24 protein-coding genes are annotated in these 25,984 nt (G+C 68.7%); 12 read left to right on the top strand and 12 right to left on the bottom strand.

Annotation, left to right across the window (positions count from 1 at the left end):
* The first annotated feature begins 593 nt into the window (after positions 1 to 593).
* Positions 594 to 1,784 carry a pyridoxal phosphate-dependent aminotransferase gene (locus ACVW19_RS18125; RefSeq protein WP_457460395.1) on the top strand — a complete coding sequence of 397 codons (1,191 nt, stop codon included), beginning with the start codon at positions 594 to 596 and terminating at the stop codon, positions 1,782 to 1,784.
* A 459-nt stretch (positions 1,785 to 2,243) separates the two neighbouring features.
* Here ACVW19_RS18125 and ACVW19_RS18120 read toward each other — a convergent pair whose 3' ends face one another.
* Complete coding sequence (locus tag ACVW19_RS18120) at positions 2,244 to 2,624, bottom strand: peptidase inhibitor family I36 protein (protein ID WP_457460394.1); 381 nt, start codon at positions 2,622 to 2,624, stop codon at positions 2,244 to 2,246.
* A gap of 700 nt (positions 2,625 to 3,324) precedes the next feature.
* Entirely contained in the window at positions 3,325 to 3,597 is a 273-nt protein-coding gene (locus ACVW19_RS18115; RefSeq protein WP_457460393.1) for a prevent-host-death family protein, read from the bottom strand.
* Between the two features lie 192 nt (positions 3,598 to 3,789).
* On the opposite strand from ACVW19_RS18115, the gene ACVW19_RS18110 reads away from it, so the two are divergent.
* Entirely contained in the window at positions 3,790 to 4,968 is a 1,179-nt protein-coding gene (locus ACVW19_RS18110) for a serine hydrolase domain-containing protein (RefSeq protein ID WP_457460392.1), read from the top strand.
* A gap of 114 nt (positions 4,969 to 5,082) precedes the next feature.
* Here the strand turns inward: ACVW19_RS18110 and ACVW19_RS18105 are convergent, their stop codons facing one another.
* Both ACVW19_RS18105 and clpB read right to left on the bottom strand, forming a co-directional pair.
* Positions 5,083 to 5,607, bottom strand: coding sequence for a type III secretion system chaperone family protein (locus ACVW19_RS18105; RefSeq protein WP_202279999.1), 525 nt, complete (start codon positions 5,605 to 5,607; stop codon positions 5,083 to 5,085).
* A gap of 174 nt (positions 5,608 to 5,781) precedes the next feature.
* On the bottom strand, positions 5,782 to 8,379 hold the full coding sequence (gene clpB / locus ACVW19_RS18100) for an ATP-dependent chaperone ClpB (RefSeq protein WP_457460391.1): 2,598 nt from the start codon (positions 8,377 to 8,379) through the stop codon (positions 5,782 to 5,784).
* Between the two features lie 150 nt (positions 8,380 to 8,529).
* Here clpB and ACVW19_RS18095 point away from each other — a divergent pair, with 150 nt between their 5' ends.
* Complete coding sequence (locus ACVW19_RS18095) at positions 8,530 to 8,946, top strand: pyridoxamine 5'-phosphate oxidase family protein (protein ID WP_457460390.1); 417 nt, start codon at positions 8,530 to 8,532, stop codon at positions 8,944 to 8,946.
* 197 nt (positions 8,947 to 9,143) lie between these two features.
* On the opposite strand, the gene ACVW19_RS18090 is transcribed toward ACVW19_RS18095, so the two are convergent.
* Positions 9,144 to 9,479 carry a hypothetical protein gene (locus tag ACVW19_RS18090; RefSeq protein WP_279334803.1) on the bottom strand — a complete coding sequence of 112 codons (336 nt, stop codon included), beginning with the start codon at positions 9,477 to 9,479 and terminating at the stop codon, positions 9,144 to 9,146.
* 1 nt (position 9,480) lies between these two features.
* Positions 9,481 to 9,669 carry a hypothetical protein gene (locus ACVW19_RS18085; RefSeq protein WP_457460389.1) on the bottom strand — a complete coding sequence of 63 codons (189 nt, stop codon included), beginning with the start codon at positions 9,667 to 9,669 and terminating at the stop codon, positions 9,481 to 9,483.
* 170 nt (positions 9,670 to 9,839) lie between these two features.
* On the opposite strand from ACVW19_RS18085, the gene ACVW19_RS18080 reads away from it, so the two are divergent.
* Complete coding sequence (locus tag ACVW19_RS18080; protein WP_457460388.1) at positions 9,840 to 10,808, top strand: helix-turn-helix transcriptional regulator; 969 nt, start codon at positions 9,840 to 9,842, stop codon at positions 10,806 to 10,808.
* Entirely contained in the window at positions 10,805 to 11,782 is a 978-nt protein-coding gene (locus ACVW19_RS18075) for a LuxR C-terminal-related transcriptional regulator (protein WP_457460387.1), read from the top strand. Before ACVW19_RS18080 ends, ACVW19_RS18075 begins: the two co-directional genes overlap by 4 nt.
* Here the strand turns inward: ACVW19_RS18075 and ACVW19_RS18070 are convergent.
* A complete protein-coding gene (locus tag ACVW19_RS18070) occupies positions 11,745 to 12,776 on the bottom strand; it encodes a LuxR C-terminal-related transcriptional regulator (protein ID WP_457460386.1) in 1,032 nt (343 codons plus the stop codon). The genes ACVW19_RS18075 and ACVW19_RS18070 overlap by 38 nt on opposite strands.
* Positions 12,777 to 13,059: 283 nt before the next feature.
* Here ACVW19_RS18070 and ACVW19_RS18065 point away from each other — a divergent pair, with 283 nt between their 5' ends.
* From ACVW19_RS18065 to ACVW19_RS18040, 6 genes are all read left to right on the top strand, one after another.
* Positions 13,060 to 13,431, top strand: coding sequence for a helix-turn-helix domain-containing protein (locus ACVW19_RS18065; protein WP_457460385.1), 372 nt, complete (start codon positions 13,060 to 13,062; stop codon positions 13,429 to 13,431).
* 123 nt (positions 13,432 to 13,554) lie between these two features.
* Positions 13,555 to 13,980, top strand: a complete 426-nt coding sequence (locus ACVW19_RS18060; protein WP_457460384.1) for a hypothetical protein — start codon at positions 13,555 to 13,557, stop codon at positions 13,978 to 13,980.
* Positions 13,981 to 14,045: 65 nt separating this feature from the next.
* Entirely contained in the window at positions 14,046 to 14,312 is a 267-nt protein-coding gene (locus ACVW19_RS18055; protein WP_457460383.1) for a hypothetical protein, read from the top strand.
* The gene (locus tag ACVW19_RS18050; RefSeq protein WP_457460382.1) at positions 14,305 to 15,222 is read left to right on the top strand and encodes an ABC transporter ATP-binding protein; all 918 of its coding nucleotides are present in this window, start codon (positions 14,305 to 14,307) and stop codon (positions 15,220 to 15,222) included. The genes ACVW19_RS18055 and ACVW19_RS18050 overlap by 8 nt, the downstream gene beginning before the upstream one ends.
* Before the next feature lie 8 nt (positions 15,223 to 15,230).
* Positions 15,231 to 16,115, top strand: a complete 885-nt coding sequence (locus ACVW19_RS18045; RefSeq protein WP_457460381.1) for a hypothetical protein — start codon at positions 15,231 to 15,233, stop codon at positions 16,113 to 16,115.
* A gap of 17 nt (positions 16,116 to 16,132) precedes the next feature.
* Complete coding sequence (locus ACVW19_RS18040; protein ID WP_457460380.1) at positions 16,133 to 17,296, top strand: DUF418 domain-containing protein; 1,164 nt, start codon at positions 16,133 to 16,135, stop codon at positions 17,294 to 17,296.
* A gap of 93 nt (positions 17,297 to 17,389) precedes the next feature.
* Here the strand turns inward: ACVW19_RS18040 and ACVW19_RS18035 are convergent, their stop codons facing one another.
* The 5 genes from ACVW19_RS18035 to dnaK form a co-directional block, all read right to left on the bottom strand.
* Positions 17,390 to 18,496, bottom strand: coding sequence for a sugar ABC transporter substrate-binding protein (locus ACVW19_RS18035; protein ID WP_457460379.1), 1,107 nt, complete (start codon positions 18,494 to 18,496; stop codon positions 17,390 to 17,392).
* Between the two features lie 357 nt (positions 18,497 to 18,853).
* Complete coding sequence (locus ACVW19_RS18030) at positions 18,854 to 19,306, bottom strand: heat shock protein transcriptional repressor HspR (RefSeq protein ID WP_457460378.1); 453 nt, start codon at positions 19,304 to 19,306, stop codon at positions 18,854 to 18,856.
* 5 nt (positions 19,307 to 19,311) lie between these two features.
* On the bottom strand, positions 19,312 to 20,499 hold the full coding sequence (gene dnaJ / locus ACVW19_RS18025) for a molecular chaperone DnaJ (RefSeq protein ID WP_457460377.1): 1,188 nt from the start codon (positions 20,497 to 20,499) through the stop codon (positions 19,312 to 19,314).
* Between the two features lie 90 nt (positions 20,500 to 20,589).
* Positions 20,590 to 21,261, bottom strand: coding sequence for a nucleotide exchange factor GrpE (grpE, locus tag ACVW19_RS18020; protein ID WP_452984042.1), 672 nt, complete (start codon positions 21,259 to 21,261; stop codon positions 20,590 to 20,592).
* The gene (gene dnaK, locus ACVW19_RS18015) at positions 21,258 to 23,111 is read right to left on the bottom strand and encodes a molecular chaperone DnaK (RefSeq protein ID WP_457460376.1); all 1,854 of its coding nucleotides are present in this window, start codon (positions 23,109 to 23,111) and stop codon (positions 21,258 to 21,260) included. The genes grpE and dnaK overlap by 4 nt, the downstream gene beginning before the upstream one ends.
* Positions 23,112 to 23,620: 509 nt before the next feature.
* Between dnaK and ACVW19_RS18010 the strand changes: the two genes are divergently transcribed.
* Positions 23,621 to 25,903, top strand: a complete 2,283-nt coding sequence (locus ACVW19_RS18010) for a (Fe-S)-binding protein (protein WP_457460375.1) — start codon at positions 23,621 to 23,623, stop codon at positions 25,901 to 25,903.
* The last annotated feature ends 81 nt before the right edge of the window (positions 25,904 to 25,984 follow it).

The raw sequence follows: 25,984 nt of genomic DNA, 5'->3' as shown, positions 1-25,984 counted from the left end.
CCAACTTCGTGAGCTTTCCATCCCCTCGGGGGCTCTCCAGATCACCTGTTCAACCCAGCGCACACCTGGCACATACGCGGGCGCGTACGCGGGCGCACTGCACGGTGGGGCCCGCACCTGGGCGCGGACCCCACCGTCGCGGACGCGTCACCCCCGTACGGAGGCGGGCCGCCCCCCGTCAGCTGCCTCCACCGCATCCGCCGCCGCCCCCGCACGACGACCCGCCCCCGCAGGACGAGCCGCCGGAGGACGAGTCACTTCCGCAGGACACCCCGCCGTGACTCCCCCCTGCCCCGCCGGAACTCCCCCCTGAATCCCCGGCCCACCAGCTGTCGCGCCGCCGCCCGGACGCCCCCGCCCGGCGGCCGGAAGGGCGTCCCGGTGCCACCGCGAACGCCTTGTACAGCACGAAGACCAGCGCGAAGAGCAGAACCAAGGTGATGCCGATGACCATGACGTCACCGTCCTTTCGTCCCCCGTGAATCCCCCGAAGCAGCCCCCCGTGGGTGCCTCGCTCACGCGTGTGGACGGGAGATGCCCGCTGCCCGCGCGAGCCAAAGCAGACTTGAGGAACTCCAGAGGTTCGGCGCAGGATGACCGGCATGACCTCCAGCGCGCGCCCCCTCCTGAACCGCCGGCTCGCCGAGTTCGGGACCACGATCTTCGCGGAGATGTCCGCCCTGGCACTGCGGACCGGTTCCATCAACCTCGGTCAGGGTTTCCCCGACACCGACGGCCCCGAGGAGGTCCGGGAGGCGGCGGTGCGGGCGCTGCGGGACGGCCGCGGCAACCAGTACCCGCCCGGCCCCGGCGTCCCCGAGCTGCGCACCGCGATCGCCGCGCACCAGCAGCGCCGCTACGGCCTGTCGTACGACCCCGACACGGAGGTCCTGGTCACCGCCGGCGCCACCGAGGCGATCGCCGCCGCGCTGCTCGCGCTGTTGGAACCCGGCGACGAGGTGATCGCCCTGGAGCCGTACTACGACTCGTACGCGGCCTGCATCGCCATGGCGGGCGCCACCCGCGTGCCGGTCACCCTGCGCCCGCGCGAGGGCCGTTTCCGCCTCGACCTCGACGAGCTGCGCGACGCCGTCACCGACCGCACCCGCCTGCTGCTGGTCAACACCCCGCACAACCCGACCGGCACCGTCCTCACCCGCGAGGAGCTGTCCGCGATCGCCGCGCTGGCGGTGGAGCGCGACCTGCTGGTGGTCACGGACGAGGTCTACGAGCACCTGGTCTTCGACGACGCCGAACACATCCCCCTGGCCACCTTCCCCGGCATGCGGGAGCGCACGGTGACCATCTCCAGCGCGGGCAAGACGTTCTCCTTCACCGGCTGGAAGGTCGGCTGGGTGACGGGCACGCCCGCACTGGTCACCGCGGTCCGCTCGGCCAAGCAGTTCCTGACCTACGTCTCCGCGGGCCCCTTCCAGTACGCCGTCGCCGAGGCCCTCGCCCTGCCGGACGCGTACTTCGACGCCTTCCGCGCCGACCACCAGCGCAAGCGCGACCTGCTCGGCGACGGCCTGCGCGCGGCCGGCTTCGAGGTCTACCAACCCCGGGGCACGTACTTCATCACCACCGACATCGCCCCCTTCGGCGAGAAGGACGCCTACGCCTTCTGCCGCGCCCTCCCCGAACGCTGCGGCGTCGTCGCCGTCCCCAACTCCGTCTTCTACGACGACCCACAAGCCGGCCGCAGCCAGGTCCGCTTCGCCTTCTGCAAGAGGGACGACGTCCTCCACGAGGCCACCAGCCGCCTGCGACACCTGGCGCCCTGAAATCACGCCCCTTTCGCCCCGAATGGGGATTTCACCGGTCTGTACGGTGAAGGGACTCCGCATCCCGGTTGAGCAGGAGCAGGAGCAACGCCGAGACGGCAGCCACCACCACCGGGCCGAGCAGGCAGGCCGGTCAGGTCTCCAGCGCGGCGATCCGCCGCACCCGTCAGGGCATTGCCCTGGACTACCGCCGGCCCCGGGTCGAGCGCGGGCAGCTCCGGAACGGGCTGTCCGAACCGGGACGCCACTTCGGAGCCGTGCCGGAGCGGCTTGCCCAGCCGCTTCTCCGGCAGTTCCTCCGGCCGCTGTTCGCCGTACGTCGCGGAGCTGACGGCGGGGCGGACGCTCCCGCCACTCCATGGAAAGTACGCCCCCAGCCCGGTTCGGGCTGGGGGCGCGTTGGGCTCACGGGGCGCTCACTGCTTCGGTTCCGTGAACACCGCCGTCCTCCGGGTGGTGTCAGCAGCCGCTGCCGACGCGAAGGGAAGTCATCTTGTCGTTGAAGTGCGAGGCCACGGCCGCTTCGGACTTGCCCGGCGCGATCGTGAACATGCACCCGACGTAGTTGGAGTGCTCGTAGACGCTGACCGTCTTACCGGTGCGGTTCCAGTACGAGGTCATGCGGTCGTTCATGTAGTCGCCCACATTGGGGTTCGACGAGGTGTAGTGCCTGAAGTCGCCCCGGTAGCTGGACTGCTCCCACACACAGAAGGACCCGGACGGGCACTGGCTGGAGTCGGCTGCCGCCGGACTCGCGGTCAGGAAGGCGGTTCCCGCGGTGAGTGCCAGGGCCGCAGCGGCGGTCCATAAGCGCGAGGAGGTGCTTCCGATTCGAGACATGCTTTTCCCCTTTTTGTTTTGCGGTCGACTGCACAGTACCGCAGCCGCAGCCGATGTGATCGGTACTTCGATAAGTGGCTGGACGAGATATGTCGCATGGCCGAATCGCCGGTATTTCCAAACCCATGAGCACCGGACCTGCCATGAGGTATGGACGATCTCCACCTGCGGCTTTCGACGGGATTCCGGGGGCGTTTCCCTTAGAGGTCTTCCTCGTGTCAGGCCGCGGGGCCGCCGCGTCGACCATTTCCGATCGGCACTCCGTTCAACTTTCACCGAGACCACCGGGCTGGAGTCGGTTCCGCTCGGCATCGCGGACGCGATGCCGCCGGATACGGACCGGGATGGAGCACGGTGGGGCTTCGTAGTGCAGATCCCGTCATCGGTGGGCGTCGGGCAGGGCCGCCCGATATCACTCCGCCTTCCGGTAAACGTGAAGCACCGGAGGCCATTCGGTGTCCATCGGATGTCGCGTGAAGGCGTACACCAGGATTACGGTCGAGGTCTCCGGGCTGACCAAATAGCGACCCCGGCCCCCACTGATGATTTCATGTTCCCACTACTCCGGTTCGAATCCCTTCCGTTCCTTGGTCGCATGCCTGCCGCACATCTGGTGTTGACGGTTCCGGTTGACACGCGACAGCGGATGACATTCCAGCCACTCAGCGGCGGGACGCTCACCCGGTCGCCCTTCCTGAATTCACTCGCACACCTCGGCCGGGCCGAAGTCCACATCACCGAGCGGGCGGAGTGCTGCCCCGAGCTGGTCGGGGTCGGCGTCGATGCGGGCAGTCGCCCGCCACGAAACGATCGCCCGGTGCACAGCCTCCCTGGCGCCCGGTGCAGCGGCGTCGGACAGCGCGAGCAGAAGCGACCTGGCGCCGTCCGCCTGCGTCATCAGAGCCGGAAGCAGCCGGGACGCGGTGGTCGGATTCCCCTCGGCGCACTCCGCGTGTACGGCCGTGGTCGACACCGTGTCGGGCGCGTCCCGGTGTGTGACGCGCGGACACCCCGGAGCAGCAGCCCTGGCTGCAACGGCCTTCGGGTTCCGGGACAGGACGGCTCTGGTTCCTTCCGGGCACGTGTCCATCCCGGTGGCCCCCGATGCGGCGGGGGGGGGGTCGGCCGGATGGGCGGTGGGGCGGGTTGTTCCTAGCCTCGGGGCATGGTTCTTCGTCGATTGTCCTTGTCCGCCGCTGTCCTGGCGCTGGCCGTGTCGGCCGTCCCGCCCGCCGCGGCCTCGCCACCCGCGCCGCGTCCTTCCGCCGTGGACCGGTCCGTGCAGCAGGACGCCGACGCGCTGCGTGATGCCGGGGTCACGGGGGTCTCGGTCCGTCTGGAAACTCCCCGGGGGACCGTCACCGCCCGCTCCGGTGTGGGGGACCTGGTCGGTGGCCGCCCGGTTCCCGAGGACGGCCATCTGCGTCTGGGCAGTGTCACCAAGACGTTCGTCGCGACCGTCGTGCTGCAGCTGGTGGAAGAAGGACGGCTGTCGCTCGACCGGACGGTGGAGCGATTACTGCCCGGGGTGGTGACCGGCGCCGGCAACGACGGCCGTGCGATCACGCTCCGCGACCTGCTGCAGCACACCAGCGGGCTGTACGACTACACGGCCGACGTGTACCCCGACCCGGGCGCCGAGACGTACTACGCCCATCGGTGGCACGCCTACCGGCCCGCACAGCTGGTCGCCCTGGCCATGCGCCACGAGCCCGCCTTCCCACCGGGAACGGACTGGAAGTACTCCAACACGAACTACGTCCTCGCCGGGATGATCATCGAGAAGGTCACCGGCCGCCCCTGGGAGCAGGAGGTCCGCGACCGCGTCCTGCGCCCCCTCGGGCTGCGGCACACGGACATCCCCGGCACCCGGCCCTTCCTGCCGCAGCCGCACGCGGCCAACCACCAGCAGTTCACCCCGGACGGTCCGATGGTCGACACCACGATCCCCTACCGTCCCTTCGACCTCGGGGCCGACGGAGCGATGACCGGCACGGCCCGCGACCTCAACCGCTTCTTCACCGCCCTGGTCCGCGGCCGGCTGCTGGAACCCGCCACCCTCGCCGCCATGCGGACCACCGTCCCCATGCCCCAGGACAGTGGCCATCCCGCGGGCACCCGAAGCGGCCTGGGACTGTTCTTCACGCCCCTGTCCTGCGGCGGCGGCTACCTCGGTCACGGGGGAAGCGGATTCGGCTACCTCGTCCGGGCCGCCACCACGACGGACGGCCGTCGCAGCGTCACCGCCTCCGCGCACAGCCGCCCGGGAGACCCGGACACGGCGGACCGCCAGGAGGACATCCTGCGCGACCTCGTCGACCGCGCCCTCTGCCGTCCCGGGTGAGAGGCGGTCGGACAGCACGGCCTGTCAGGGGAAACGGAGGAGCCCGGCTCCGGGTGACCGTGGGGTCGCTCCGGGGCCGGGCTCCTTCACGCGTGCGCGTGGGAAAAGGGCTCCCTACTCGTCGTCGGGCTTCTCCGCGTCGTTGATCTCCTGCTCCAGGCCCAGCTGCTCGACGAGCCACTTGTCGAACTCGATCGCGGCCCGCACCCAGCTGACCGTCGAGGAGACGAAGTGCTCCAGGCTGACGCCCATGCCGATCAGCATCTGGGCCTCACCGATGAGACGGACGGTGCCGTCGTCGTGGGTGTGGGTGTAGACCTTGGGCCACAGAGTGCGGCGGTTCCAGTCGTCGATCGACTCGAGCAGCTGCTGCTTCTCCTCGATCTGGTGCGGGCGGTCGTAGAAGGTCCGCACGGAGAAGATCTGCTGGTCGTCCTCCCCACGGAACATGAAGTAGGTGCGGAACTGCTCCCACGGCGCCGCGAGGTCACCCTCGTCGTCGACGACGTACTTGAGCTCCATCTGGTCGAGGAGCTGCTTCACGAGGTCCTGATCCGGGACGACGGGGCCCGCCGGTCCTTGGGGCTGCGGCTCGGGCTGGCCCCCGAAATTGGGAATCGAGGACGGGTCGATGGACATGCTGGGACACTCCTGCGGTCGTCTGGCGTCCGGCCGTGGATGTGGGACCAGACGTATTCCCCACCCTCTCTCTCTTGGCCCGTGCCGGGCAACCTGCCTGGCCGATGGGCTTCCACCACGGTCCGGTCTCCATGATCACACCTCGGTGACCATGGAGACCGTCGCCCGGGCGTACTACAGCGTCTTGCCCGTGGCCGGGCCCACCAGGAGGCCCTCGCCGAAGCGGTCCACGCGGACCGTGTCGCCGTCCTTGATCTCGCCGGAGAGGATCTCCTTGGCGAGCCGGTCCCCGATGGCGGTCTGCACCAGCCGGCGCAGCGGACGGGCGCCGTAGGCCGGGTCCATGCCCTCCTCCGCCAGCCAGGCCAGCGCCTCGGGGGTGATGTCCAGGGTGAGCCGGCGTTCGGCGAGGCGCTTGGTCAGCCGGTCGAGCTGCAGTGCGGCGATGCGCTCCAGCTCGGCCTTGGTCAGTGCGGAGAAGACGACCAGGTCGTCGAGCCGGTTGAGGAACTCCGGCTTGAAGGAGGACCGGACCACTTCCAGGACCTGTTCCTTCTTCTGCTCCTCGGTGCTGATCGGGTCGACCAGGAACTGGCTGCCCAGGTTGGACGTGAGCACCAGGATCGTGTTGCGGAAGTCGACCGTGCGGCCCTGGCCGTCGGTGAGCCGTCCGTCGTCGAGGACCTGGAGCAGGATGTCGAAGACCTCGTGGTGGGCCTTCTCCACCTCGTCGAGCAGCACCACGCTGTAGGGGCGGCGGCGCACGGCCTCGGTGAGCTGGCCGCCCTCCTCGTAGCCGACGTAGCCGGGCGGGGCGCCGACCAGGCGGGCCACGCTGTGCTTCTCGCTGTACTCCGACATGTCGATGCGGACCATCGCCCGCTCGTCGTCGAAGAGGAAGTCGGCGAGCGCCTTGGCCAGTTCGGTCTTGCCGACGCCGGTGGGGCCGAGGAAGAGGAAGGAACCGGTGGGCCGGTCGGGGTCGGCGATCCCGGCGCGGCTGCGGCGTACGGCGTCGGACACCGCCCGTACGGCCTCGAGCTGGCCGATGAGCCGCTTGCCCAGCTCCTCCTCCATGCGCAGCAGCTTCTGCGTCTCGCCCTCCAGCAGGCGGCCGGCGGGGATACCGGTCCAGGAGGCGACGACGTCGGCGATGTCGTCGGCGCCGACCTCCTCCTTGACCATGGTGTCCTTGGCTACCTCCTCCTCGGCCTCGGAGGCGGCCTCCAGGTCGCGTTCCAGGGCCGGGATCTCGCCGTAGAGGAGCTTGGAGGCGGTGTCGAAGTCGCCTTCGCGCTGGGCCCGTTCGGCCTGGCCGCGCAGGTCGTCGAGTTTCTCCTTCAGTTCGCCGACGCGGTTGAGGGACTGCTTCTCCTTCTCCCAGCGGGCGGTGAGGTGGCGCAGTTCCTCCTCCTTGTCGGCGAGGTCGCGGCGCAGCTTCTCCAGGCGCTCGCGGGAGGCGGCGTCGGTCTCCTTGCCGATCGCCAGCTCCTCCATCCTCAACCGGTCGACGGCGCGCTGGAGTTCGTCGATCTCGACGGGCGAGGAGTCGATCTCCATACGGAGGCGGGAAGCGGCCTCGTCGACGAGGTCGATGGCCTTGTCGGGCAGGAAGCGGGAGGTGATGTAGCGGTCGGAGAGGGTGGCGGCGGCCACCAGGGCGCTGTCGGCGATCTGCACCTTGTGGTGGGCCTCGTAGCGGCCCTTCAGGCCGCGCAGGATGGCGATGGAGTCCTCGACGGACGGTTCGGCGACCAGCACCTGCTGGAAGCGCCGCTCCAGCGCCGGGTCCTTCTCGATCCGCTCGCGGTACTCGTCGAGGGTGGTGGCGCCGACCATGCGCAGCTCACCGCGGGCGAGCATCGGCTTGAGCATGTTGCCGGCGTCCATGGCGGAGTCGCCGCCGGCCCCGGCGCCGACCACCGTGTGCAGCTCGTCGATGAAGGTGATGATCTGCCCGTCGGATTCCTTGATCTCCGCGAGGACGGTCTTCAGCCGCTCCTCGAACTCTCCGCGGTACTTGGCCCCGGCGACCATCGCGCCCAGGTCGAGCGCGACGAGCCGCTTGTCCTTCAGCGACTCGGGCACGTCGCCCTTGACGATCCGCTGGGCGAGCCCCTCGACGACGGCGGTCTTGCCGACGCCGGGCTCACCGATGAGGACCGGGTTGTTCTTGGTGCGGCGGGACAGCACCTGCACGACCCGCCGGATCTCCTGGTCCCGTCCGATGACCGGGTCGAGCCTGCCCTCGCGGGCGGATTCCGTGAGGTCGGTCCCGAACTTCTCCAGGGCCTTGTACTGGCCCTCGGGGTCGGCTGTCGTCACCCGGCGTGCTCCTCTCGCCTGCTGAAAGGCATCCTGCAGCTTCTTCGCGGTGGCGCCCTGCCCCGCCAGCACCTCGCCGGCGGCGCCGCCCTTCGCGGCGATGCCGAGGAGCAGGTGCTCGGTGGAGAGGTACTCGTCCCCCAGGTCACGCGCGCGGGTCTGGGCGTCGGCGATGACGGCGAGCAGTTCGCGGTTCGGCTGGGGCGGCGCGACGGTGGACCCGGTGACGCTCGGCAGGCCGGCGAGGACGCGCTCGGCTCCGGCGCGTACGGCCGCCTGGTCGGCGTCGACCGCGGCGAGCAGGTCCGTGATGTTCTCGTTGTCCTGTCCCTGCAGCAGGGCCAGGAGCAGATGGGCGGGGGTGAGGTCGGGGTGTCCCTCGGTCACGGCCCGGTTTCCGGCGGCGTTGATCGCGTCCCGGCTCCGGTTGGTCAGCTCGGCGTCCACGTGTCCGTTCTCCTCCTTGCGACGACCGTACAGCGGCCCTCATGGCCGGCTCGGCAGCCCGGCCTGGCTGACTCGGTCAGCGTACACAAACTTGAGTCTATTCCACTCAAGGTGAGGACGGGAGTACGGCGGGGGCTAGGTTCCGGGGTCATGAACCACTCGTACTCGGTGGATCCGGGCGATCCGGACGCCCCGTATCTCAGCTTCTGGCGCGAACGGCACCTGTGCACGCTGACCACCATCCGTCCGGACGGCACCCCGCATCTGGTACCCGTCGGAGTGACATACGACCCCGGGGCACGACTTGCTCGGGTGATCACGAACGAGGCGAGCGCGAAGGTGCGCCATGTACTGGCGGCGGGGCCGGAGGGCGCGGCCGTCGCGGTCTGCCAGGTGGACGGCCGGCGGTGGGCGACGCTGGAAGGGCGGGCCGTGGTCCGCACCGAGCGGGAGCACGTCGAGGAGGCGGAGCGGCGGTACGCGGAACGCTACGGACGGCAGCCGTCGCCGAACCCGTCCCGGGTCGCCATCGAGATCACGCTCACCCGCGCGATGGGGCGCGGATGACACGGATGGGGTGAGTAGGGCACATAGGGCGAGCGGGGGCCGTTCGGACCGCCGGGCGACGGGTTCCGGCCATCGGGCGATCATCCGATACCCGGAAATACTGCCGGAAACTGCAGCGGCGTCACCGTGTTCAGGTCACGGTGACGCCGCTGCGGGGGGAAGCACCTGCGCGATCTTTTTACGACGGGGGAATCGCGTCAGGCACTGCGGGGGGTGGCCGAGACGGTCCGGTGAGCAGGGGAGTCGGACTCCATCTGCTCATGGTCCCGCTGGTCAAGGTTCACAAAGATCATTCCGTACCGGATGGCACATCGCACGGGCTGCGGCGCCCCCCGAGGGCGCCGCAGGCACCGGTACGCCCGCACGTCTCCGTCCTCGTCCCGCGTGACCACGACCGGCTCACCGAACACGGTCACCATCAACGAGTCACCGCTGTGGGGGATGGCGGTGACCAGGTCGATGAAGTGCCAGCCGGACCGGTAGGCGGTGGCCATCTCACGGCGGAACGAACGGTCATCGGGTGGAGTGGTCACGTCAACTCCACGCGGTGTCCGCCGGGACGACGACCGCGTCGTCACCGTCAGCCGCACCAACGGCCCCACTCGACCAGGCGGTGTCCTGCTGCACGTCGTTCGTCGCGTCGGAGAGGCCACTCAGCACACCGAAGGCCACACCGGCGGAGAAGGCGGCAGCAAGCACCGAGCGAAGCATTCTCTTACGCATAGTCGGCTTCGTCCTCACTTGAAGGTCCCCTCTTCCCCCGTCAAGTAAGACGATGGCTCATTCGGGCACGTCATGGCCACACGATCGGTGCATCATGTTCCTGCATGTTCAGGACCCTGGGGGGTGGAGATTTGCCATCAAATCGGACCAAAGGGACGCATCCCCACGCCATGGCGGAGTTGTGCGTGGAAGGGAGTCGTCTTTACGCGAACGCGCTCCGCACGGGACGTATCGCCCGCGCCGACGTGGAGGTCGCCCCCTGCCTGGTGGAGTTCTCCCTGCTCCATCCCGACCCCGATGACGCGAACTTGCTGCGCCCGGTTCCCCCGTCGGTCGTGCTGGCCCAGCGGCTGGACCCGATAGAACGCGAGATCGCCGAACGTCGGCGGCTGTCGATGGAACTGGCGGACGCCCTCGAGCCGTTCATGGGACTCAGCGCCCCGGTGGCGGAGTCCGTCCACTCGATCACCGTGCTGGAAGGGCTGGACCGCATCAACGAGGCGCTCGACCTGGCGACCTCCCAGTGCCGACACGAGGTGCTCACCGTCCAACCGAGCCACCGCCACCCGGAGCACCGCCTCGTCAAGGCACTGGAGCGCGATAGACCGCTGATCGAACGCGGGGTCCGCATCAAGACCCTCTACCAGCACACGGCCAGGTACATCCCGGAGCGCATCGCCTGGGTGGAACAGTTCCCCGACGGCAAGGTGGAGTACCGCACCATCGACGAACTGGTCGAACGCCTCATCATCTGCGACGAGACGGTCGCCTTCATCCCCACGCGGGATGACCGGCAGGTCGCCCTGGAACTCCGCCACCCCGGTCTGGTCCGCTACCTGGTCAAGGTGTTCGAGTTCATGTGGGGCCGAGCGGTCCCGCTGAGCGCGGGCACTCCCTACGAAACCGCTCCGGACGGCCTGACGGACATCCAGCACTCCATCGCCAAACTTCTCGTGGAGGGGCACGTCGATGAGGCGATCGCGCGCCGTCTGGGCATGAACGTCCGCACGTGCCGGGCCCACATAGCGAAACTCGCCTCCACCCTCGGCAGCGGCAGCCGTGCCCAACTGGGCTACCTGATCGCCCAGTCGGGGATCCTCGAACAGGACAAGCCGAGTCGGGGGGCGGGCCGCGCATGAACGGGAACGCGCACGATGACGCACCGGCGGAGCCGTGCGAGGGGGACCTGGACCTGTACGCCTGTGCACTGCGCCAGGGGCGCGTATTTGCCGACAGGCCCGATGAGGCCGCGCACCTTGCCGGCCTCGGCCTCCTGCAACCCGCCCTCGACGACCCGAACCGGTGGGAGCTCGTCGCGCCGCACATCGTCCTGCACCGGCTCCTGCGGGCCTCGACCGACCGGATCGCCGGGGAACGGCGGCGGGAGGAGCGGCTGGTCGAGGTGTTAGAGCCGCTGCTGCGGGCGAGCCGGCACGATGGCGTCCCGACGACGCCCCTGCTCACGCTCCACAGCAACAAGGAACGCATCGGCCGGGTCATCGACGAGGCCATGGCCGATGCCCGTGAACTCCTGGCCGTCCAGCCGCACAAGAGCTACACACACCCCAAGCCGGACTTCCACGAGGCCGCGATCCGGCGCGACCAGGCCCTGCTCCGCCGCGGTGGCCGCATCCGCGCCCTCTACCAGCACACCCTGCGCCACGTGCCCTCGCTCACCGCCCGCTACGAACGGCTGACCGGTGACGTCGAGGCCCGGACGCTGGACGAGATCACCGAACGCCTCATCGTCGTCGACCGCACCGTCGCGTTCATCCCCGCCGACGCCGACCGCACCTCGGCCCTGGAGGTCCGCCACCCGGCGCTCGTGGGGTACCTCGCCACCACCTTCGACCGCTTCTGGCGCCTCGCCACTCCGATGTACCCCCGGGCGGTCCGGCAGCCCACGCTGAACGGCATCACGCCGCGTCAGCGCGCCATCGCCGCGCTCCTCGTCGAAGGCCACACCGACGCCGTCGTGGCCGACCGCCTCGGCTTGAACGTCCGCACCGCCCGCGTGCACATCGCCAAGCTCGCCTCCACCCTCGGCAGCGGCAGCCGCGCTCAGCTCGGGTTCCTCATCGCACGCTCGGGGATTCTCGACCGGGCAGACTGACCGCCGGCCCCCGCGACCCGTCCAAGCCGACCTGCGCGATCCGCACCCCCAGCTGCGTACGGCTCGCCGCGCCCAGCGTCTCCGAGAGGCGGGCGATGTGCGCCCGGCAGGTACGGACGCTGATGCCCAGCCGTTCCGCGATCACCGCGTCCTGGTGCCCCTCCGCCAGCAGCGCCGCGATGGACCGCTCCCGGTGCGAGATGCCCTCGATGCCGGTGTCGGGCAGCGGGGCGGTCAGCGGGATGGCGAGCCGCCACAGCCGCTCGAAGACCGTGCCCAGGTACTCCACCAGCGCCGGGTGCCGCAGCTCCAGCGCCATCGTGCGCTCGGCGTTGGCGGGGATGAACGCGACCGTGCGGTCGAAGAGGATGAGGCGCTCGATCACCTCGTCCAGCGTCCGTGCCTCCACCGCCTCGCCCATCAGCTCCAGGTAGGTGTGCAGGCCCTGGCCGTGCCGGGCCACATGCGTGTAGAGGTCCCGCATCCGCACCCCGCGTCCGCGCAGCGCCGTCGCCCGGTGCAGGCCCTCCGAGAGCTCCGCCTCGCGCCGGATACCGCCGGGCTGGACCGTGAGCACCTCGGTGGTGCACGCCTGCGTCGCCTCGTCCATCGCGGCCTGGATACGGGCCAGCCCGTCCAGCACCCTGATCGCCGGGCCCTCCCTGGCCGAGGAGGAGACGGGCGGCTGGTGGCCCAGGCCGGTGTACCACTCGAACGCCGCGACGACCGAACCGACCCGGCGCTGGCTCGCACTGACCTCCTCGTGCATCCCGCGCAGCAGCCGGGTCATGACCTCCTGCGGGGCGGTCGGCACCAGCCAGTCCATGTCGTCGGGGTCCGGGTGCAGCAGGGCCAGGTCCAGCAGACAGGGCACCGGCTCCGCGTCCCGGCGCGGCACCCGTCCGCGCCGTACGGCCCGGGAGTACACGCGGTCCCCGAAGTCGCACAGCCGGTCAGCACCGTGCGGATGCTCGTCCGTCCCGTGCCCGGCCATCGCCCCGTCCCACCCCCTGGTCCGCCACTTTCCGATGCGCCACTATGCGCGGCCGCCCCCGGCTCCGCAACACGACTCGGCCACACGGGCACCCCTTTTCGGCATGTTAATCACCGCATATCAACCCCCACTGAATACCTCATTGCAACAAGATGAGGGTGGCGTCCGGGCACGTGGCGGTGCGATGGTTGGTGATCACTCAGGGATTCCGTCGGGCATCTAGCGCCGCCGCGACCACGGCGACAGTCGCTGCACCGACGTGCCACGGGGAGGGGAAACCACTGTGACCAGGTGGGATGCCAAAAATTCGGCCAGCAAATCTGGCTTCGAAATTTCTTCCGAGGAGGACCACAGGACGAAGAGCACCGTCGCGCCCAGCGGCGCCGGAACGGCCCAGGGAACGGCAGGCCGTCTCCGCGCCTCACAGGATTTCGACTTCGATCAACTGACGGACCGGGAGCGCCAGGTCCTCGCGCTCCTCGCTGACGGCCCGTCCAATCGCGTGATCGCCAGACGGCTCGGCATAGCGGAACGCACCGTGAAAGCGCACCTGACAAACCTGATGCGAAAACTGGGCATCCAAACGCGGCTCGAAGCAGCCCTGATCTCCAATCTGCACAGCGAAGGCAACCGCTCCCTGGAGAAGTGCCCTTAAGGGCTATGCCCCAAGGTCCAATGGGCAGAACATTCTGCTGTGCGGCACCTTTATTCCCGTCGGCCGGACAGGCCGGCCGGGCGACCCGCCTTGGGCGCCTCAATGGAATTAAGGGGAGGGACTATGCACAAGAAGACACGCGCGGTCGCCGCTTCGGTGGTCGCCGCTGTGGCTCTGGGTGTGGCTGCACCCGCAGCGTCGGCCGTTTCCACTCATCGGACCGTCGCCACTGTCGCGTCGTCGCACGGTGTCGCCGCGCCGTCGGCCGCGGTGGAGGTGTATCCCGAGGTCGAGCTCAGCTCCGAGGCCTTGGCCCGTGCGGAGGGGGAGCGGGTCGCGCAGGGCAAGCTCAGCGCGCTCAAGGAGCTGCTCAAGAAGAGCAAGCCGCTGTTCAAGGAAGCCGTGAAGGCCGCGAAGAAGGGGAAGGCCGCCTTCGACAGGTGGGTCAACAGCCTTTCGAACCTCAATCCTGTGAAGTGGGCGATCAAGGCGTCGCCGAGCTACGTCATCACTGAGCTGATCGCCTGGCTGGCCCAACAGGTCATCTGATCGAACTGAGCGGGGCTCCTCCCGGGTCTCCGGGAGGAGCCCCGCTCCATGAGGGGGAGGAACGTATGAAGAAGCCGATCGGACAGAAAGTCGCGGACAACATGTGGGGAATGGCGGCGTTGTTCGTCTGCGCTTCTTTCATTTTGTTTGTTTTCATCCGCACCGAGAACGCAAGAACGGTCGGCTGGGTCCTCTACTGCTGCGGCTGGATTCCGCCCGTGAGCATGAGCCTCTGGTGTCTGGTACGACGGGAAAGGCTCGGTGTCGGTGCCCTGTTTTCATTCACCCTGCTCATCGTATCCGGGTTTCTCTTCTGGTTGAACCATGGCTGACCTGACAGCCCCGTCACCTTTGGTCATTTCCCAGGGCCTGACCAAAAATTTCCGCGGACGCCGAGTACTTTCCGGTGTTTCCCTGCAATTATCCCCGCACCGGGTGACCGGATTCCTCGGGGCGAACGGGGCGGGAAAGACCACGGCCATCCGGATGATGCTCGGCCTGTTGCCGGGGAGCGGCGAAACGCTGTTCATGGGGCGCTCCCTCGCTCAGTGGCGCGCTCCGGCCGAGGTGGTCGGCGCGGTTCTCGGCGGCGTCGCCGGACACCCCGAGCACTCGGTGCGGACGCACTTGAGGATGGTGGCCGCCGGCATCGGCGTTCCAGGTACACGCGAGGGCGAGGTCCTGAGCATGGTCGGCATGCAGGAGGCCGCCGGGCTGCGCCTCGGGCGTCTTTCCCTCGGCATGGGTCAGCGCGTGGCGATCGCGCAGGCACTCCTCGGCGATCCCCGTGCCCTGATCCTTGACGAGCCGACCAACGGACTCGACCCTCACTCCGTGCGTTGGCTGCGTGGCTTCCTCCGGGACTTCGCCGACGACGGTCGTGCCGTTCTGGTGTCGAGCCATCAGCTGGCCGAGATGGAGCAGTTGGCCGACGAGGTCGTCGTCCTGGCGAGAGGCCGAGTCGTCGCCGACACGTCCATGGCAGAGCTCTCCAGGATCGCTCACGGACGAGTCGGCGTTCAGAGCCCCGCGCTGGACAAGTTGACTCAACTGGTCGAGCAGCGAGGCGGGACCCTCCATGTCACCGGTCCCGGTGCCGCCGGCATCACAGGGTTGTCGAGGTTCCAGGTCGGGGACCTGGCGGCCGAACACTCGGTGCCGTTGCACTGGTTGGACGAACGACTGACCTCGTTGGAGGAGTTCTACCTGTCCGTCACCGATCAGGAGTTCGAGAGTCGATGAGGTCCCTGATGACCGACGAGGCGGACACCGCCTCCCATGACCGCGCGGTCCCGGTCGTCCCCCCGGCCGGGACCGCGCTCAAACGGGCTCTGAACTTCGAATGGCTGAGGTTGAAGGGCCTGCGCTCGACCTGGGCGGTGCTGGGGGCGCTGACCGTTCTGGCTCTGCTCAACGGCGTGCTGCTCCCGATGGAGGCCGTCGAGCCGGAGGGAGGAGGTCAGCCCTTCGTCGATGTCGCCCGGCTTGTCGAGACACTGCAGTTCAACGCAATTGCCATGCAACTCCCCCTCAGTGCTTGGCTTTTGGTGTTCGTGTTCGGAACCGGCCCGATCGCTTCGGAGTTCAGGCACCAGACGGCGCGCACGGCCTGGTTGACGGTGGGTGGCCGTGGTCTGTCGTACACGGCCAAACTCCTCGTGGGTGCGCTGGGCGCGCTGACCGGTTCCACCGTCGGCCTCGGCCTCGGCATCGGCGCAGGCTCGACCGCCCTTGCCGTGCGAGGACTGCCACAACCCGACTGGCCGGCGGCCTCCGGTCCCCTGCTGAGATACCTGATCGTCATGACGTTCCTGCCGGTGCTGGCCGGAGGCCTGGCTGCGTCGGTCCGAAGCCGACTGGTGACGGTGCTCTCCATCGCCCTGTGGCCGCTTCTCCTCGAGCGGATATTCGGCCTGGCCGTCGCATCAGTCACAGGTGCCGACGAGGTCCGGTCGTGGCTCCCGTTCGCAGCCGCCCGGGCGGCGATGAACGGTGCGGAGCAACCGGACGGGTTCACCGAGGCGCTGATCGGCAGCGACCTGGCCCCCTTGACAGGTCTGAGCACATTCTGCTTCTACGCGACCGTTCTCGCGTGCTGTGGATGGCTGGGCTACCGGCGGCGGGCGGTCTCGTGAGCCGCCCGAGCACATCGGTGTCCACCCGACGTCTGCCTGCCGTGGACGCGCTCCGGGGACTGGCCCTGCTGGGCATCCTCATGGTCAACAGCACGCAGATCATGGACCCCTACGCCTCGGAAGGGGTCCGCGAGCCCGGCGCGGCCTTTGTGGACAGTTTCGCCATGTGGCTGGTGACGGCACTGGCCACCACCAAGTTCTACCTGCTGTTCTCGTTCCTGTTCGGCTACAGCTTCACCCTCCAGAAGGCCTCGGCCGACCGGGAGAACGCGGACTTCACACCACGTTTCCTGCGCCGGTCACTGGGCCTGCTGGTGCTGGGCCTGGCGCACGCCGTGCTGCTGTACAACGGCGACATCCTCATGACCTACGGCCTCCTCGGGCTGCTCCTCCTGTGCGCCGGGCGGATCACGCCGACCACCGCGGTGAGGACCGCCGTCTGGATCTACGGGGTCTTCGGTGTCGCCCTGACGGGCCTGGGCGCACTCGCGGCATTCGACCCGGGCGGTGGTGTCGCCGAGGAGGGGAAGATCGCAGAAGCCGTGAGCGCCTACCGCGGCGATGCGGGCACGGTCCTCCAGGCGAATCTGGACCGCTTGCCGGATGCCGTCCTCGGTGTTCTCATCATGGCTCCCGGGGTTTTCGCCGCCTTCCTCCTCGGGTTGGCCGCGGGCAAGCGGAACCTGCTTTCCCGTGACGGCACGTCCCGCTCCCGACTGATCCGGGGCGCCGCCGTCGGACTGATCGTCGGGGTGCCGGGAGCGTTCTTCTTCGCATCCGCCTCGGCGGGGCCGCTCGATGAGCGGTGGCAGTACCTGGGACTCGGCGTGGGAATACTGACGGCTCCCGCCCTGACGTGCGCTTACGCCTGCCTGCTGCTGCTCTTGCTCCGTTCGCCATGGGGAGACGGAACCCGGCGGTGGCTCGCCCCGGCAGGCCGGATGGCGCTGACGAACTATCTGATGCAGTCCGTGATCCTGACCGTCCTCGCCACCGCGTACGGTTTCTCTCTCTACGGACGCACGGGTACGGCCGCGCTGTTGGTGCTGGTGTGCGCCGTGTACGGCGTTCAACTCGCGATCAGCGACGCATGGTCGCGGCGGTTCCGGCACGGCCCCGCCGAGTGGTTGCTCCGGATCATCACCCTGGCGGGTCCGCCGCAAGGACGTGCCGATCGGTGAGAGTTGCGGCCTCCCGGAGGGCAGGACGACCGAACAGCGGCGGCCTCTCGCGTCAACGGCCAGCGAGCCGTTGACGCGAGAGGCCGCCCGATGTCACTTCAGGCCGACCGCGGCGCAGGCCTCCTTGTACTCCGCCGTGCAGATGTCCTCCACCTTGTAGAACCCGTCGGCGATGACCGTGTCCTTGATGTTGCCCTTCGTCAGGGCGACCACGGGCACGAGCTGCGCCGGGATGTCCTTGTCCGTGGGGCTGTCCACCCGCTCGCGGGTCAGCGCGTCGAACTGGATGCTCTTGCCCTGGACCCGCGCCACGGCCATCTCCGCGGCGTTGTCGGCCTCCAGCGGGTAGGACTTGTAGACACTCATGAACTGCTCGCCCGCGATGATCCGCTGCACTCCCGCCAGTTCGGCGTCCTGGCCGGTGATCGGGGGCAGCTCGGTCACACCGGCGGCCTCGAGCGCCTTGACGATGGCGCCCGCCATGGTGTCGTTGGCCGAGTAGACGGCGGCGATGTTGTCCTTGCCGATCACGTTGATCGCCTCGATCATGTTGGCCTCGGCGTTCTCCGGCGTCCAGTCCTTGGTGTCGTAGGACTTGGCGATGGTGACCTTGCCCTTGAGCTCCGACAGCGCGCCCGCCTTGAACTGCTTGGCGTTCGGGTCGGTCGGGGAGCCGTTCATCATGACGATCTTGCTGGTGGCCGCTTTGTCTCCGCCGAGCTTCTCCAGCAGGGAGCGGCCCTGGACCTCGCCGACCAGCTCGTTGTCGAAGGAGATGTACGCGTCGATCGGGCCCTCGGCCAGCCGGTCGTAGGCGATGACCGGGATGCCCGCGTCCTTGGCCTTCTTCACGTCCTCGGCGATGGCCTTCGAGTCGACCGCGTCCAGCACGATGACGTCGACCTTGTCGTCGATCATCTGCTGCATCTGGCTCGACTGCTTGTCGGCGTCCGCCTCGGCGTTGGCGTAGGTGACCTTCCCCTTGTCGTTGGTGAGCGACTCCACCTTCTTCTTGAAGATGGGGTAGTCGAACTGCTCGTACCGGGTGTTGGCCTTCTCCGGGAGCAGCAGTCCGATCGTGATGTCGTTCCCCTTCGTGGGGCTCGCGTCGTCGCTGCTCCCTGTCGCGTTGATTACGCCGCAACCGGCAAGCATGACGGACATCGAGGTGGCGGCCACTGATATGGCGATACGACGCATGCGAGGGCTCACTTCAGGTGCGTTTTGGACGTGGGCACAACATTGCGGCCCATGTGACTGAAAAGCCAACGCTTCAGCCACCACCGGCGTCAAGAGCAACTACTTAACGAGATGAACACAACACGGTGCGCTGAAGTCGTGAGGGGCCGGCGAAAGACTCGCACAGATCTCCTGGAGACACACACATCCGCTGATCACAGGCTTGCGCGGGGCGTGCGCCGGGCGTGCGGGACGGGGAGTGAGGGGGTGCCAGCCGTGCGCACACACGTGAAGGGCCTGGAAGTTCGGACGAACCTCCAGGCCCTTCAGGACACTTCACTTTTCAGCCAAACGGAACTTTCCCGTCAGCCGACCCGCTCAGTCGTGCTGCTGCTGACGCTTCGGCCGCCACACCACCAGCGCGCTGGTCTGCTGCACCTCCTGATACGGCACCAGGTCCCGGCGGTACGACGCGTGCACCGCGGCCTCGCGCTGCCGCATGGTCGCCGCCGCGCCGTCCAGCGCGCCCTCCAGCTCCGCCACCCGGGCCTGCAGCGCCGCGACCTGGTTCTCCAGTTCGATGATGCGCTTGATGCCGGCCAGGTTGATGCCCTCCGCCTGCGACAGCTGCTGCACCTGACGGAGCAGCTCGATGTCGCGGGCCGAGTAGCGGCGGCCCCGGCCGGCGGCACGGTCCGGCGAGACGAGCCCCAGACGGTCGTACTGGCGCAGGGTCTGCGGATGCAGACCGGAGAGCTGAGCCGCCACCGAAATGACGTAGACCGGTGTGTCCTGCGTCAGTTCATACGGATTGCGTCGACGGCCGTCCATCTCCATCAAGCTCCCTTCGCGGCCTGGAACAGCTCCGCCCGCGGATCCTCACCCGCGGTCGCCTCGCGATACGCCTCCAGTGCGTCACGAGCCTTCCCCGGCAGGTCCTTGGGAACACTCACCTCCACGGTGACCAGCAGATCGCCGCGCGAGCCGTCCTTGCGGACCGCTCCCTTGCCGCGGGCCCGCATGGTCCGCCCGTTGGGCGTCCCCGGGGGCAGCTTCAGCGTGACCGGCGGACCGCCGAGCGTCGGGACGCGGATCTCCCCGCCGAGTGCCGCCTCCGGGTAGGTGACCGGGACGGTGACGGTGAGATTGTCGTCCCGGCGGCCGAACACCGGGTGACTGCCGACGTGCACGACGACGTACAGGTCGCCCGCCGGGCCACCTCGCTCGCCCGGTGCGCCCTTGCCGCGCAGCCGGATCCGCTGGCCGTCGCTGACGCCCGCCGGAATGCGCACCTGCATCGTCCGCGAGGACTTGGCCCGGCCGCTGCCCTTGCAGATGTCGCAGGGGTTCTCCGCGATCAGGCCGCGGCCCTTGCAGTCCGGGCACGGGTCGGTGAGCGAGAACCCCCCGCCGCTGCCCCGGGCGACCTGTCCGGTGCCGACGCAGGTCGGGCACACGCGCGGTGTGCCGTTCTTGTCGCCGGTGCCCGAACAGCCCTTGCAGGCCTGCTGGGAGGACATCCGCAGCGGGACCGTCGCCCCCTCGATGGCCTCGGTGAAGCTCAGGGTGACCTCGGACTCGATGTCCTGGCCGCGCCGGGGCTGGGTGCGCGTGGTGCCGGTGCCGCCGCGGTTGAACAGCCCGCCGAAGACGTCACCGATCCCGCCGCCGAACCCGCCGGCGCCACCCTGGCCGCCCTGTCCGCCCTGGCCGCCTCCGAAGAGGTCACCCAGGTCGAAGTTGAACGACCCGGCGCCGCCCGCCCCCGGTCCCGGCCGGAAGCCGCCGCCGAAGAGCGACCGGGCCTCGTCGTACTCCTTGCGCTTCTTGGGGTCGCCGAGGACGTCGTTCGCCTCGGAGATCTCCTTGAACCGCTCCTCCGCCTTGGCGTTGCCCTTGTTGGCGTCCGGGTGGTACTCGCGGGCGAGCTTCCGGTACGCCTTCTTGATCTCGGCCTCGGTGGCATCCTGAGGCACGCCGAGGACCTTGTAGTAGTCCTTCTCGATGAAGTCCTTGGTGCTCATCCCCGACGTCCCTCCTTCCTTGCCCGCCGGGGCGGCCCGGCAGGTCCTGCCTGCCCGGCCCGCCCCGGCTTCCTCACGCCCGTCGAGGCGTCAGCCCTCCTGAGGGCCACCGGTCTCCTTTTCGTCCGCAGCCGCCTCGGTCTCCTCCTCGGCCGGCTTGCCCGGCTGAGCGCCCGGCTGCGGCTCGGCCACGGCCACCCGCGCGGGGCGGATGGTGCGCTCACCGATGCGGTACCCGGGCTGCAGAATCGCCACGCACGTCGTCTCGGTGACGTCCGGGGCGTAGGAGTGCATCAGGGCCTCGTGGATCGTCGGGTCGAAGGGCTCGCCCTCCTTGCCGAACTGCTGCAGGCCCATCTTCGCCACGGTCGACTCCAGCGACTCGGCGACGGACTTGAACCCGCCGACCAGTTCGCCGTGCTCCCGTGCGCGGCCGACGTCGTCGAGCACGGGCAGGAGCTCGGTCATGAGGTTCACCACGGCGACCTCCTTGACCGCGATCCGGTCGCGCTCGACCCGGCGGCGGTAGTTCTGGTACTCGGCCTGGAGCCGCTGGAGGTCCGCGGTGCGCTCACCGAGCGCCGTACGCACCTGGTCCAGCTGGGCCACCAGCCCGGCGTCGGGACCCGAGTCCCCGGCCGGGGCCGCCGCCTCCTCCGCGGAGGGGGTGGCGGCCTTCGGCTCGGCGTCGTCGGCCGGAACGCCTGAGGGGACGTCGGGCTGCTGCGACTGTTCGTCGAAGCCCGGGGTCTCCTCGGTCACGCCGCACCGTCCTTACGCTCGTCGTCCACGATCTCGGCGTCGACCACGTCGTCGTCCGCCCTGGCCCCACCGGCACCCGCGTCGGCTCCGGCGGCACCACCCGCGGCCTGGGCCGCCTGGGCGTCGGCGTACATGGCCTGGCCCAGCTTCTGGGAGACGGCGGCGACCTTCTCCGTGGCGGTGCGGATCTCGGCGGCGTCCTCGCCCTTGAGCTTCTCCTTCAGCTCGGCGACGGCGGCCTCGACCTCGGTCTTGATCTCGCCGGGAACCTTGTCCTCGTTGTCCGCGAGGAACTTCTCGGTCTGGTAGACGAGCTGCTCGCCCTGGTTGCGGGACTCGGCGGCCTCGCGGCGCTGATGGTCCTCCTCCGCGTACCGCTCGGCCTCCTCACGCATGCGGTCGACCTCGTCCTTCGGGAGCGAGGAGCCGCCGGTGACGGTCATCTTCTGCTCCTTGCCGGTGCCGAGGTCCTTCGCCGTGACGTGCATGATGCCGTTGGCGTCGATGTCGAAGGAGACCTCGATCTGCGGGACGCCGCGCGGCGCCGGGGGCAGACCGGTCAGCTCGAACATGCCGAGCTTCTTGTTGTACGCCGCGATCTCGCGCTCGCCCTGGTAGACCTGGATCTGCACCGACGGCTGGTTGTCCTCGGCCGTGGTGAAGATCTCGGAGCGCTTGGTCGGGATCGTGGTGTTGCGCTCGATCAGCTTGGTCATGATGCCGCCCTTGGTCTCGATACCGAGGGACAGCGGGGTGACGTCGAGCAGCAGGACGTCCTTGACCTCGCCCTTGAGGACACCGGCCTGGAGCGCGGCACCGATCGAGACGACCTCGTCCGGGTTCACACCCTTGTTGGCCTCCTTGCCGCCGGTCATCTCCTTGACGAGCTCGGCGACGGCGGGCATGCGGGTGGAACCACCGACGAGAACGACGTGGTCGATCTCGGACAGCGCGATGCCGGCGTCCTTGACGACGTTGTTGAACGGCGTCTTGCAGCGCTCCAGCAGGTCCGCGGTCAGCTGCTGGAACTGGGCGCGGGTCAGCTTCTCGTCGAGGTGCAGGGGGCCCTCGGCGGAGGCGGTGATGTAGGGCAGGTTGATCGTGGTCTCGGTGGACGCGGACAGCTCGATCTTGGCCTTCTCGGCGGCCTCACGGAGGCGCTGGAGCGCCATCTTGTCCTTGCCCAGGTCCACGCCGTGCCCGGACTGGAACTGCTTGACCAGGTAGTCGACGACGCGCTGGTCCCAGTCGTCACCACCGAGGTTGTTGTCACCGTTGGTGGCCTTCACCTCGACGACGCCGTCACCGATCTCCAGGAGCGAGACGTCGAACGTACCGCCACCGAGGTCGAAGACCAGGATGACCTGCTCGTCCTTGTCGAGGCCGTACGCCAGGGCGGCGGCCGTCGGCTCGTTGACGATGCGCAGCACGTTCAGACCGGCGATCTCGCCGGCCTCCTTGGTCGCCTGGCGCTCCGCGTCGTTGAAGTACGCCGGGACGGTGATGACCGCGTCGGTCACCTTCTCGCCCAGGTAGGCCTCGGCGTCCCGCTTCAGCTTCTGGAGCACGAAGGCGCTCATCTGCTGCGGGTTGAAGTCCTTGCCGTCCAGGTTGATCTTCCAGTCGGTGCCCATGTGGCGCTTGACCGACCGGATGGTCCTGTCGACGTTGGTCACGGCCTGGCGCTTGGCCACCTCACCGACCAGCACCTCGCCGTTCTTCGCGAAGGCGACGACGGAAGGCGTGGTCCTGGCGCCCTCAGCGTTGGTGATGACGGTGGGCTCACCGCCCTCCAGAACGCTGACGACGGAGTTAGTCGTGCCCAGGTCGATGCCGACCGCACGTGCCATTTCGATTCCTCCAGCTGACTTGAGTGGAACAGACTCAAGCATGCCTGACGTCCAGCGCGGGGTCAACAGAGCTGAGTCGAGCAGACTCAACTCTTATCCACTCCTTACACGCAAGGAGGGTCCGACCTGCGCATCCCGGGGCACCAACGCCCGCACGGGAGCGGAGCGACGGCGAGACGGCAGCGGGGCGACAGCGGGGCGGGGGTCAGCCGCCGGGAGTGACCCCGAGGCGGGCGGCCATGGCGCCTCAAGCCAACGGCCTACGCACACAAGTGTGCGGCACGGATATAAGTTAGTGACGTATGCCCAGATTTGTGGGGCGTGACGCGGTCACCTCCAGGCTGCCCCCCAAGGCAACCCTCAGCGACTCAGATCACCCCGTACCCGGCTACAGTGCGGCCGAAAATAGGGGTAGTCTCAGACGGACTGCATAAGTTACCGCTTAGTAATGTCGGGAATTCCGTGGCAGGAGCCCCCCGACCAAACCCTCGCAGGCCCGAGGAGCCCCCATGCAACTCGCCGCGATCATCGTGTCGCTGGTCCTGACCGTGGTCGGCGTTGCCCTGCTCGCACGCGCGATCGGCCAGTTCGTCCGGTACTTCAAGCTGGGCCAGCCGGTCCCGGCCGGCACCCGGACCGACAATCCCTACCAGCGCAGCGTGACCCTGGTGCGGGAGTTCCTCGGCCACACGCGCATGAACCGGTGGGGCGTCGTCGGCGTCGCCCACTGGTTCGTGGCCGTCGGCTTCCTGACGCTGCCGCCGACCATCGTCACCGCCTACGGCCAGCTGTTCCGGGCCGACTGGACGCTCCCGGTGATCGGCGGCTTCCTGCCGTACGAGATGTACATCGAGTTCATCGGCGCCATGACGACCCTCGGCATCGCCGTACTGATCGTCATCCGGCTGCTGAACCTGCCCTCGCGGCCCGGCCGCAAGTCCCGGTTCGCCGGCTCGAAGATGGGCCAGGCCTACTTCGTCGAGTACGTCATCCTCACCATCGGCCTCGCCATCTACGTGCTGCGCGGCCTCGAGGGCGCCCTGCACCACGTGGACGGCTACGAGGCCGCGTACTTCGCCTCGTACCCGCTGGTCCTGGCCTTCAAGGGCCTGAGCCTGACGGCGCTGCAGAACCTCGTCTACCTCTTCGCCATGATCAAGCTGAGCACGACCATGATCTGGATGATCACGGTCAGCCTCAACACGAACATGGGTGTGGCCTGGCACCGCTTCCTCGCCTTCCCGAACATCTGGTTCAAGCGCGAGGCCACCGGCGACACCGCGCTGGGCGCCCTGCAGCCGATGACCTCGGGCGGCAAGCCGATCGACTTCACCGACCCCGGTGACGACGACGTCTTCGGCGTCTCCCAGGTCGAGCAGTTCTCCTGGAAGGGCCTGCTGGACTTCTCCACCTGCACCGAGTGCGGCCGCTGCCAGTCGCAGTGCCCCGCCTGGAACACCGGCAAGCCGCTCTCGCCGAAGCTGCTGATCATGTCCCTGCGCGACCACGCGCACGCCAAGGCCCCCTACCTGCTGGCCGGCGGCGGCAAGACGACGGAGGGCGAGGAGAAGGCGTCCGCCGAGCAGCTGGGGGACGTGCCCGCCGCCGCGCTGGCCGAGGCCGAGCGCCCGCTGATCGGCACCCTGGAGGAGAACGGCGTCATCGACCCGGACGTCCTGTGGTCCTGCACCACCTGCGGCGCCTGCGTCGAGCAGTGCCCCGTCGACATCGAGCACGTCGACCACATCGTCGACATGCGCCGCTACCAGGTCATGATCGAGTCCAGCTTCCCCTCGGAGGCGGGCACGATGCTCAAGAACCTGGAGAAGAAGGGCAACCCCTGGGGCCTGGCCAAGAAGCAGCGCCTGGAGTGGACCAAGGAGGTCGACTTCGAGGTCCCGGTCGTCGGCAAGGACATCGAGGACCTGTCCGAGGTCGAGTACCTGTACTGGGTCGGCTGCGCCGGCGCCCTGGAGGACCGCGCCAAGAAGACCACGAAGGCGTTCGCCGAGCTCCTGCACATCGCGGGCGTCAAGTTCGCGATCATGGGCGGCGACGAGAAGTGCACCGGCGACTCCGCCCGCCGCCTCGGCAACGAGCCCCTGTTCCAGGAGCTCGGCATGGAGAACGTCTCCGCGCTGAACATGGCCTTCGGCGAGGAGATGGACGACGAGGGCAACTTCACCGAGGAGTCGAAGAAGCCGAAGTCGGCGAAGAAGATCGTCGCCACCTGCCCGCACTGCCTCAACACCCTCGGCAACGAGTACCCGCAGATCGGCGGCGACTACGAGGTCATCCACCACACCCAGCTGCTCCAGCACCTCGTCGACGAGGGCAAGCTGATCCCGGTGACCCCGGTCGAGGGCCTGATCACCTACCACGACCCGTGCTACCTGGGCCGGCACAACAAGATCTACACGCCTCCGCGCGAGATCATCGCCAACGTCCCGGGCCTCAGGAACGAGGAGATGCACCGCCACAAGGAGCGCGGCTTCTGCTGCGGCGCCGGCGGCGCGCGGATGTGGATGGAGGAGCGGATCGGCAAGCGCGTCAACGACGAGCGCGTCGACGAGGCCCTCGCCCTGAACCCGGACATCATCTCCACCGCCTGCCCGTTCTGCCTGGTCATGCTGACCGACTCGGTCAACGGCAAGAAGAACGACGGCAAGGCCAAGGAGTCCGTCCAGGTCGTCGACGTCGCCCAGCTGCTGCTGGAGTCGGTCAAGACGCCGCTCGACCCGGCGGGCGAGGCGGAGGCGGAGAACGCCCCGGAGCCGGAGCCGGTGAAGTAGGCGCGAAGCACGTAAGCGCGTAGGCACGAAGGGGTCGCCCAGCAGGGCGGCCCCTTCGTCATGTTCACGTACGCTCCGTCC

Source organism: Streptomyces sp. TE5632 (assembly GCF_054061295.1).
This window is presented reverse-complemented; position numbering and strand designations above follow the sequence as displayed.

Bases quoted from the DNA above. Each gene is read 5' to 3' on its own strand.
- ACVW19_RS18055 (WP_457460383.1), top strand. From the start codon at position 14,046: ATGAAGAAGCCGATCGGACAGAAAGTCGCGGACAACATGTGGGGAATG.
- ACVW19_RS18095 (WP_457460390.1), top strand. From the start codon at position 8,530: ATGAACCACTCGTACTCGGTGGATCCGGGCGATCCGGACGCCCCGTAT.
- ACVW19_RS18125 (WP_457460395.1), top strand. From the start codon at position 594: ATGACCGGCATGACCTCCAGCGCGCGCCCCCTCCTGAACCGCCGGCTC.
- ACVW19_RS18060 (WP_457460384.1), top strand. From the start codon at position 13,555: ATGCACAAGAAGACACGCGCGGTCGCCGCTTCGGTGGTCGCCGCTGTG.
- ACVW19_RS18050 (WP_457460382.1), top strand. From the start codon at position 14,305: ATGGCTGACCTGACAGCCCCGTCACCTTTGGTCATTTCCCAGGGCCTG.
- ACVW19_RS18080 (WP_457460388.1), top strand. From the start codon at position 9,840: ATGGCGGAGTTGTGCGTGGAAGGGAGTCGTCTTTACGCGAACGCGCTC.
- dnaJ (WP_457460377.1), bottom strand. From the start codon at position 20,499: ATGAGCACCAAGGACTTCATCGAGAAGGACTACTACAAGGTCCTCGGC.
- ACVW19_RS18030 (WP_457460378.1), bottom strand. From the start codon at position 19,306: ATGGACGGCCGTCGACGCAATCCGTATGAACTGACGCAGGACACACCG.
- ACVW19_RS18105 (WP_202279999.1), bottom strand. From the start codon at position 5,607: ATGTCCATCGACCCGTCCTCGATTCCCAATTTCGGGGGCCAGCCCGAG.
- ACVW19_RS18070 (WP_457460386.1), bottom strand. From the start codon at position 12,776: ATGGCCGGGCACGGGACGGACGAGCATCCGCACGGTGCTGACCGGCTG.
- ACVW19_RS18045 (WP_457460381.1), top strand. From the start codon at position 15,231: ATGACCGACGAGGCGGACACCGCCTCCCATGACCGCGCGGTCCCGGTC.
- dnaK (WP_457460376.1), bottom strand. From the start codon at position 23,111: ATGGCACGTGCGGTCGGCATCGACCTGGGCACGACTAACTCCGTCGTC.
- ACVW19_RS18085 (WP_457460389.1), bottom strand. From the start codon at position 9,669: ATGCGTAAGAGAATGCTTCGCTCGGTGCTTGCTGCCGCCTTCTCCGCC.
- ACVW19_RS18120 (WP_457460394.1), bottom strand. From the start codon at position 2,624: ATGTCTCGAATCGGAAGCACCTCCTCGCGCTTATGGACCGCCGCTGCG.
- ACVW19_RS18110 (WP_457460392.1), top strand. From the start codon at position 3,790: ATGGTTCTTCGTCGATTGTCCTTGTCCGCCGCTGTCCTGGCGCTGGCC.
- ACVW19_RS18075 (WP_457460387.1), top strand. From the start codon at position 10,805: ATGAACGGGAACGCGCACGATGACGCACCGGCGGAGCCGTGCGAGGGG.
- ACVW19_RS18010 (WP_457460375.1), top strand. From the start codon at position 23,621: ATGCAACTCGCCGCGATCATCGTGTCGCTGGTCCTGACCGTGGTCGGC.
- ACVW19_RS18035 (WP_457460379.1), bottom strand. From the start codon at position 18,496: ATGCGTCGTATCGCCATATCAGTGGCCGCCACCTCGATGTCCGTCATG.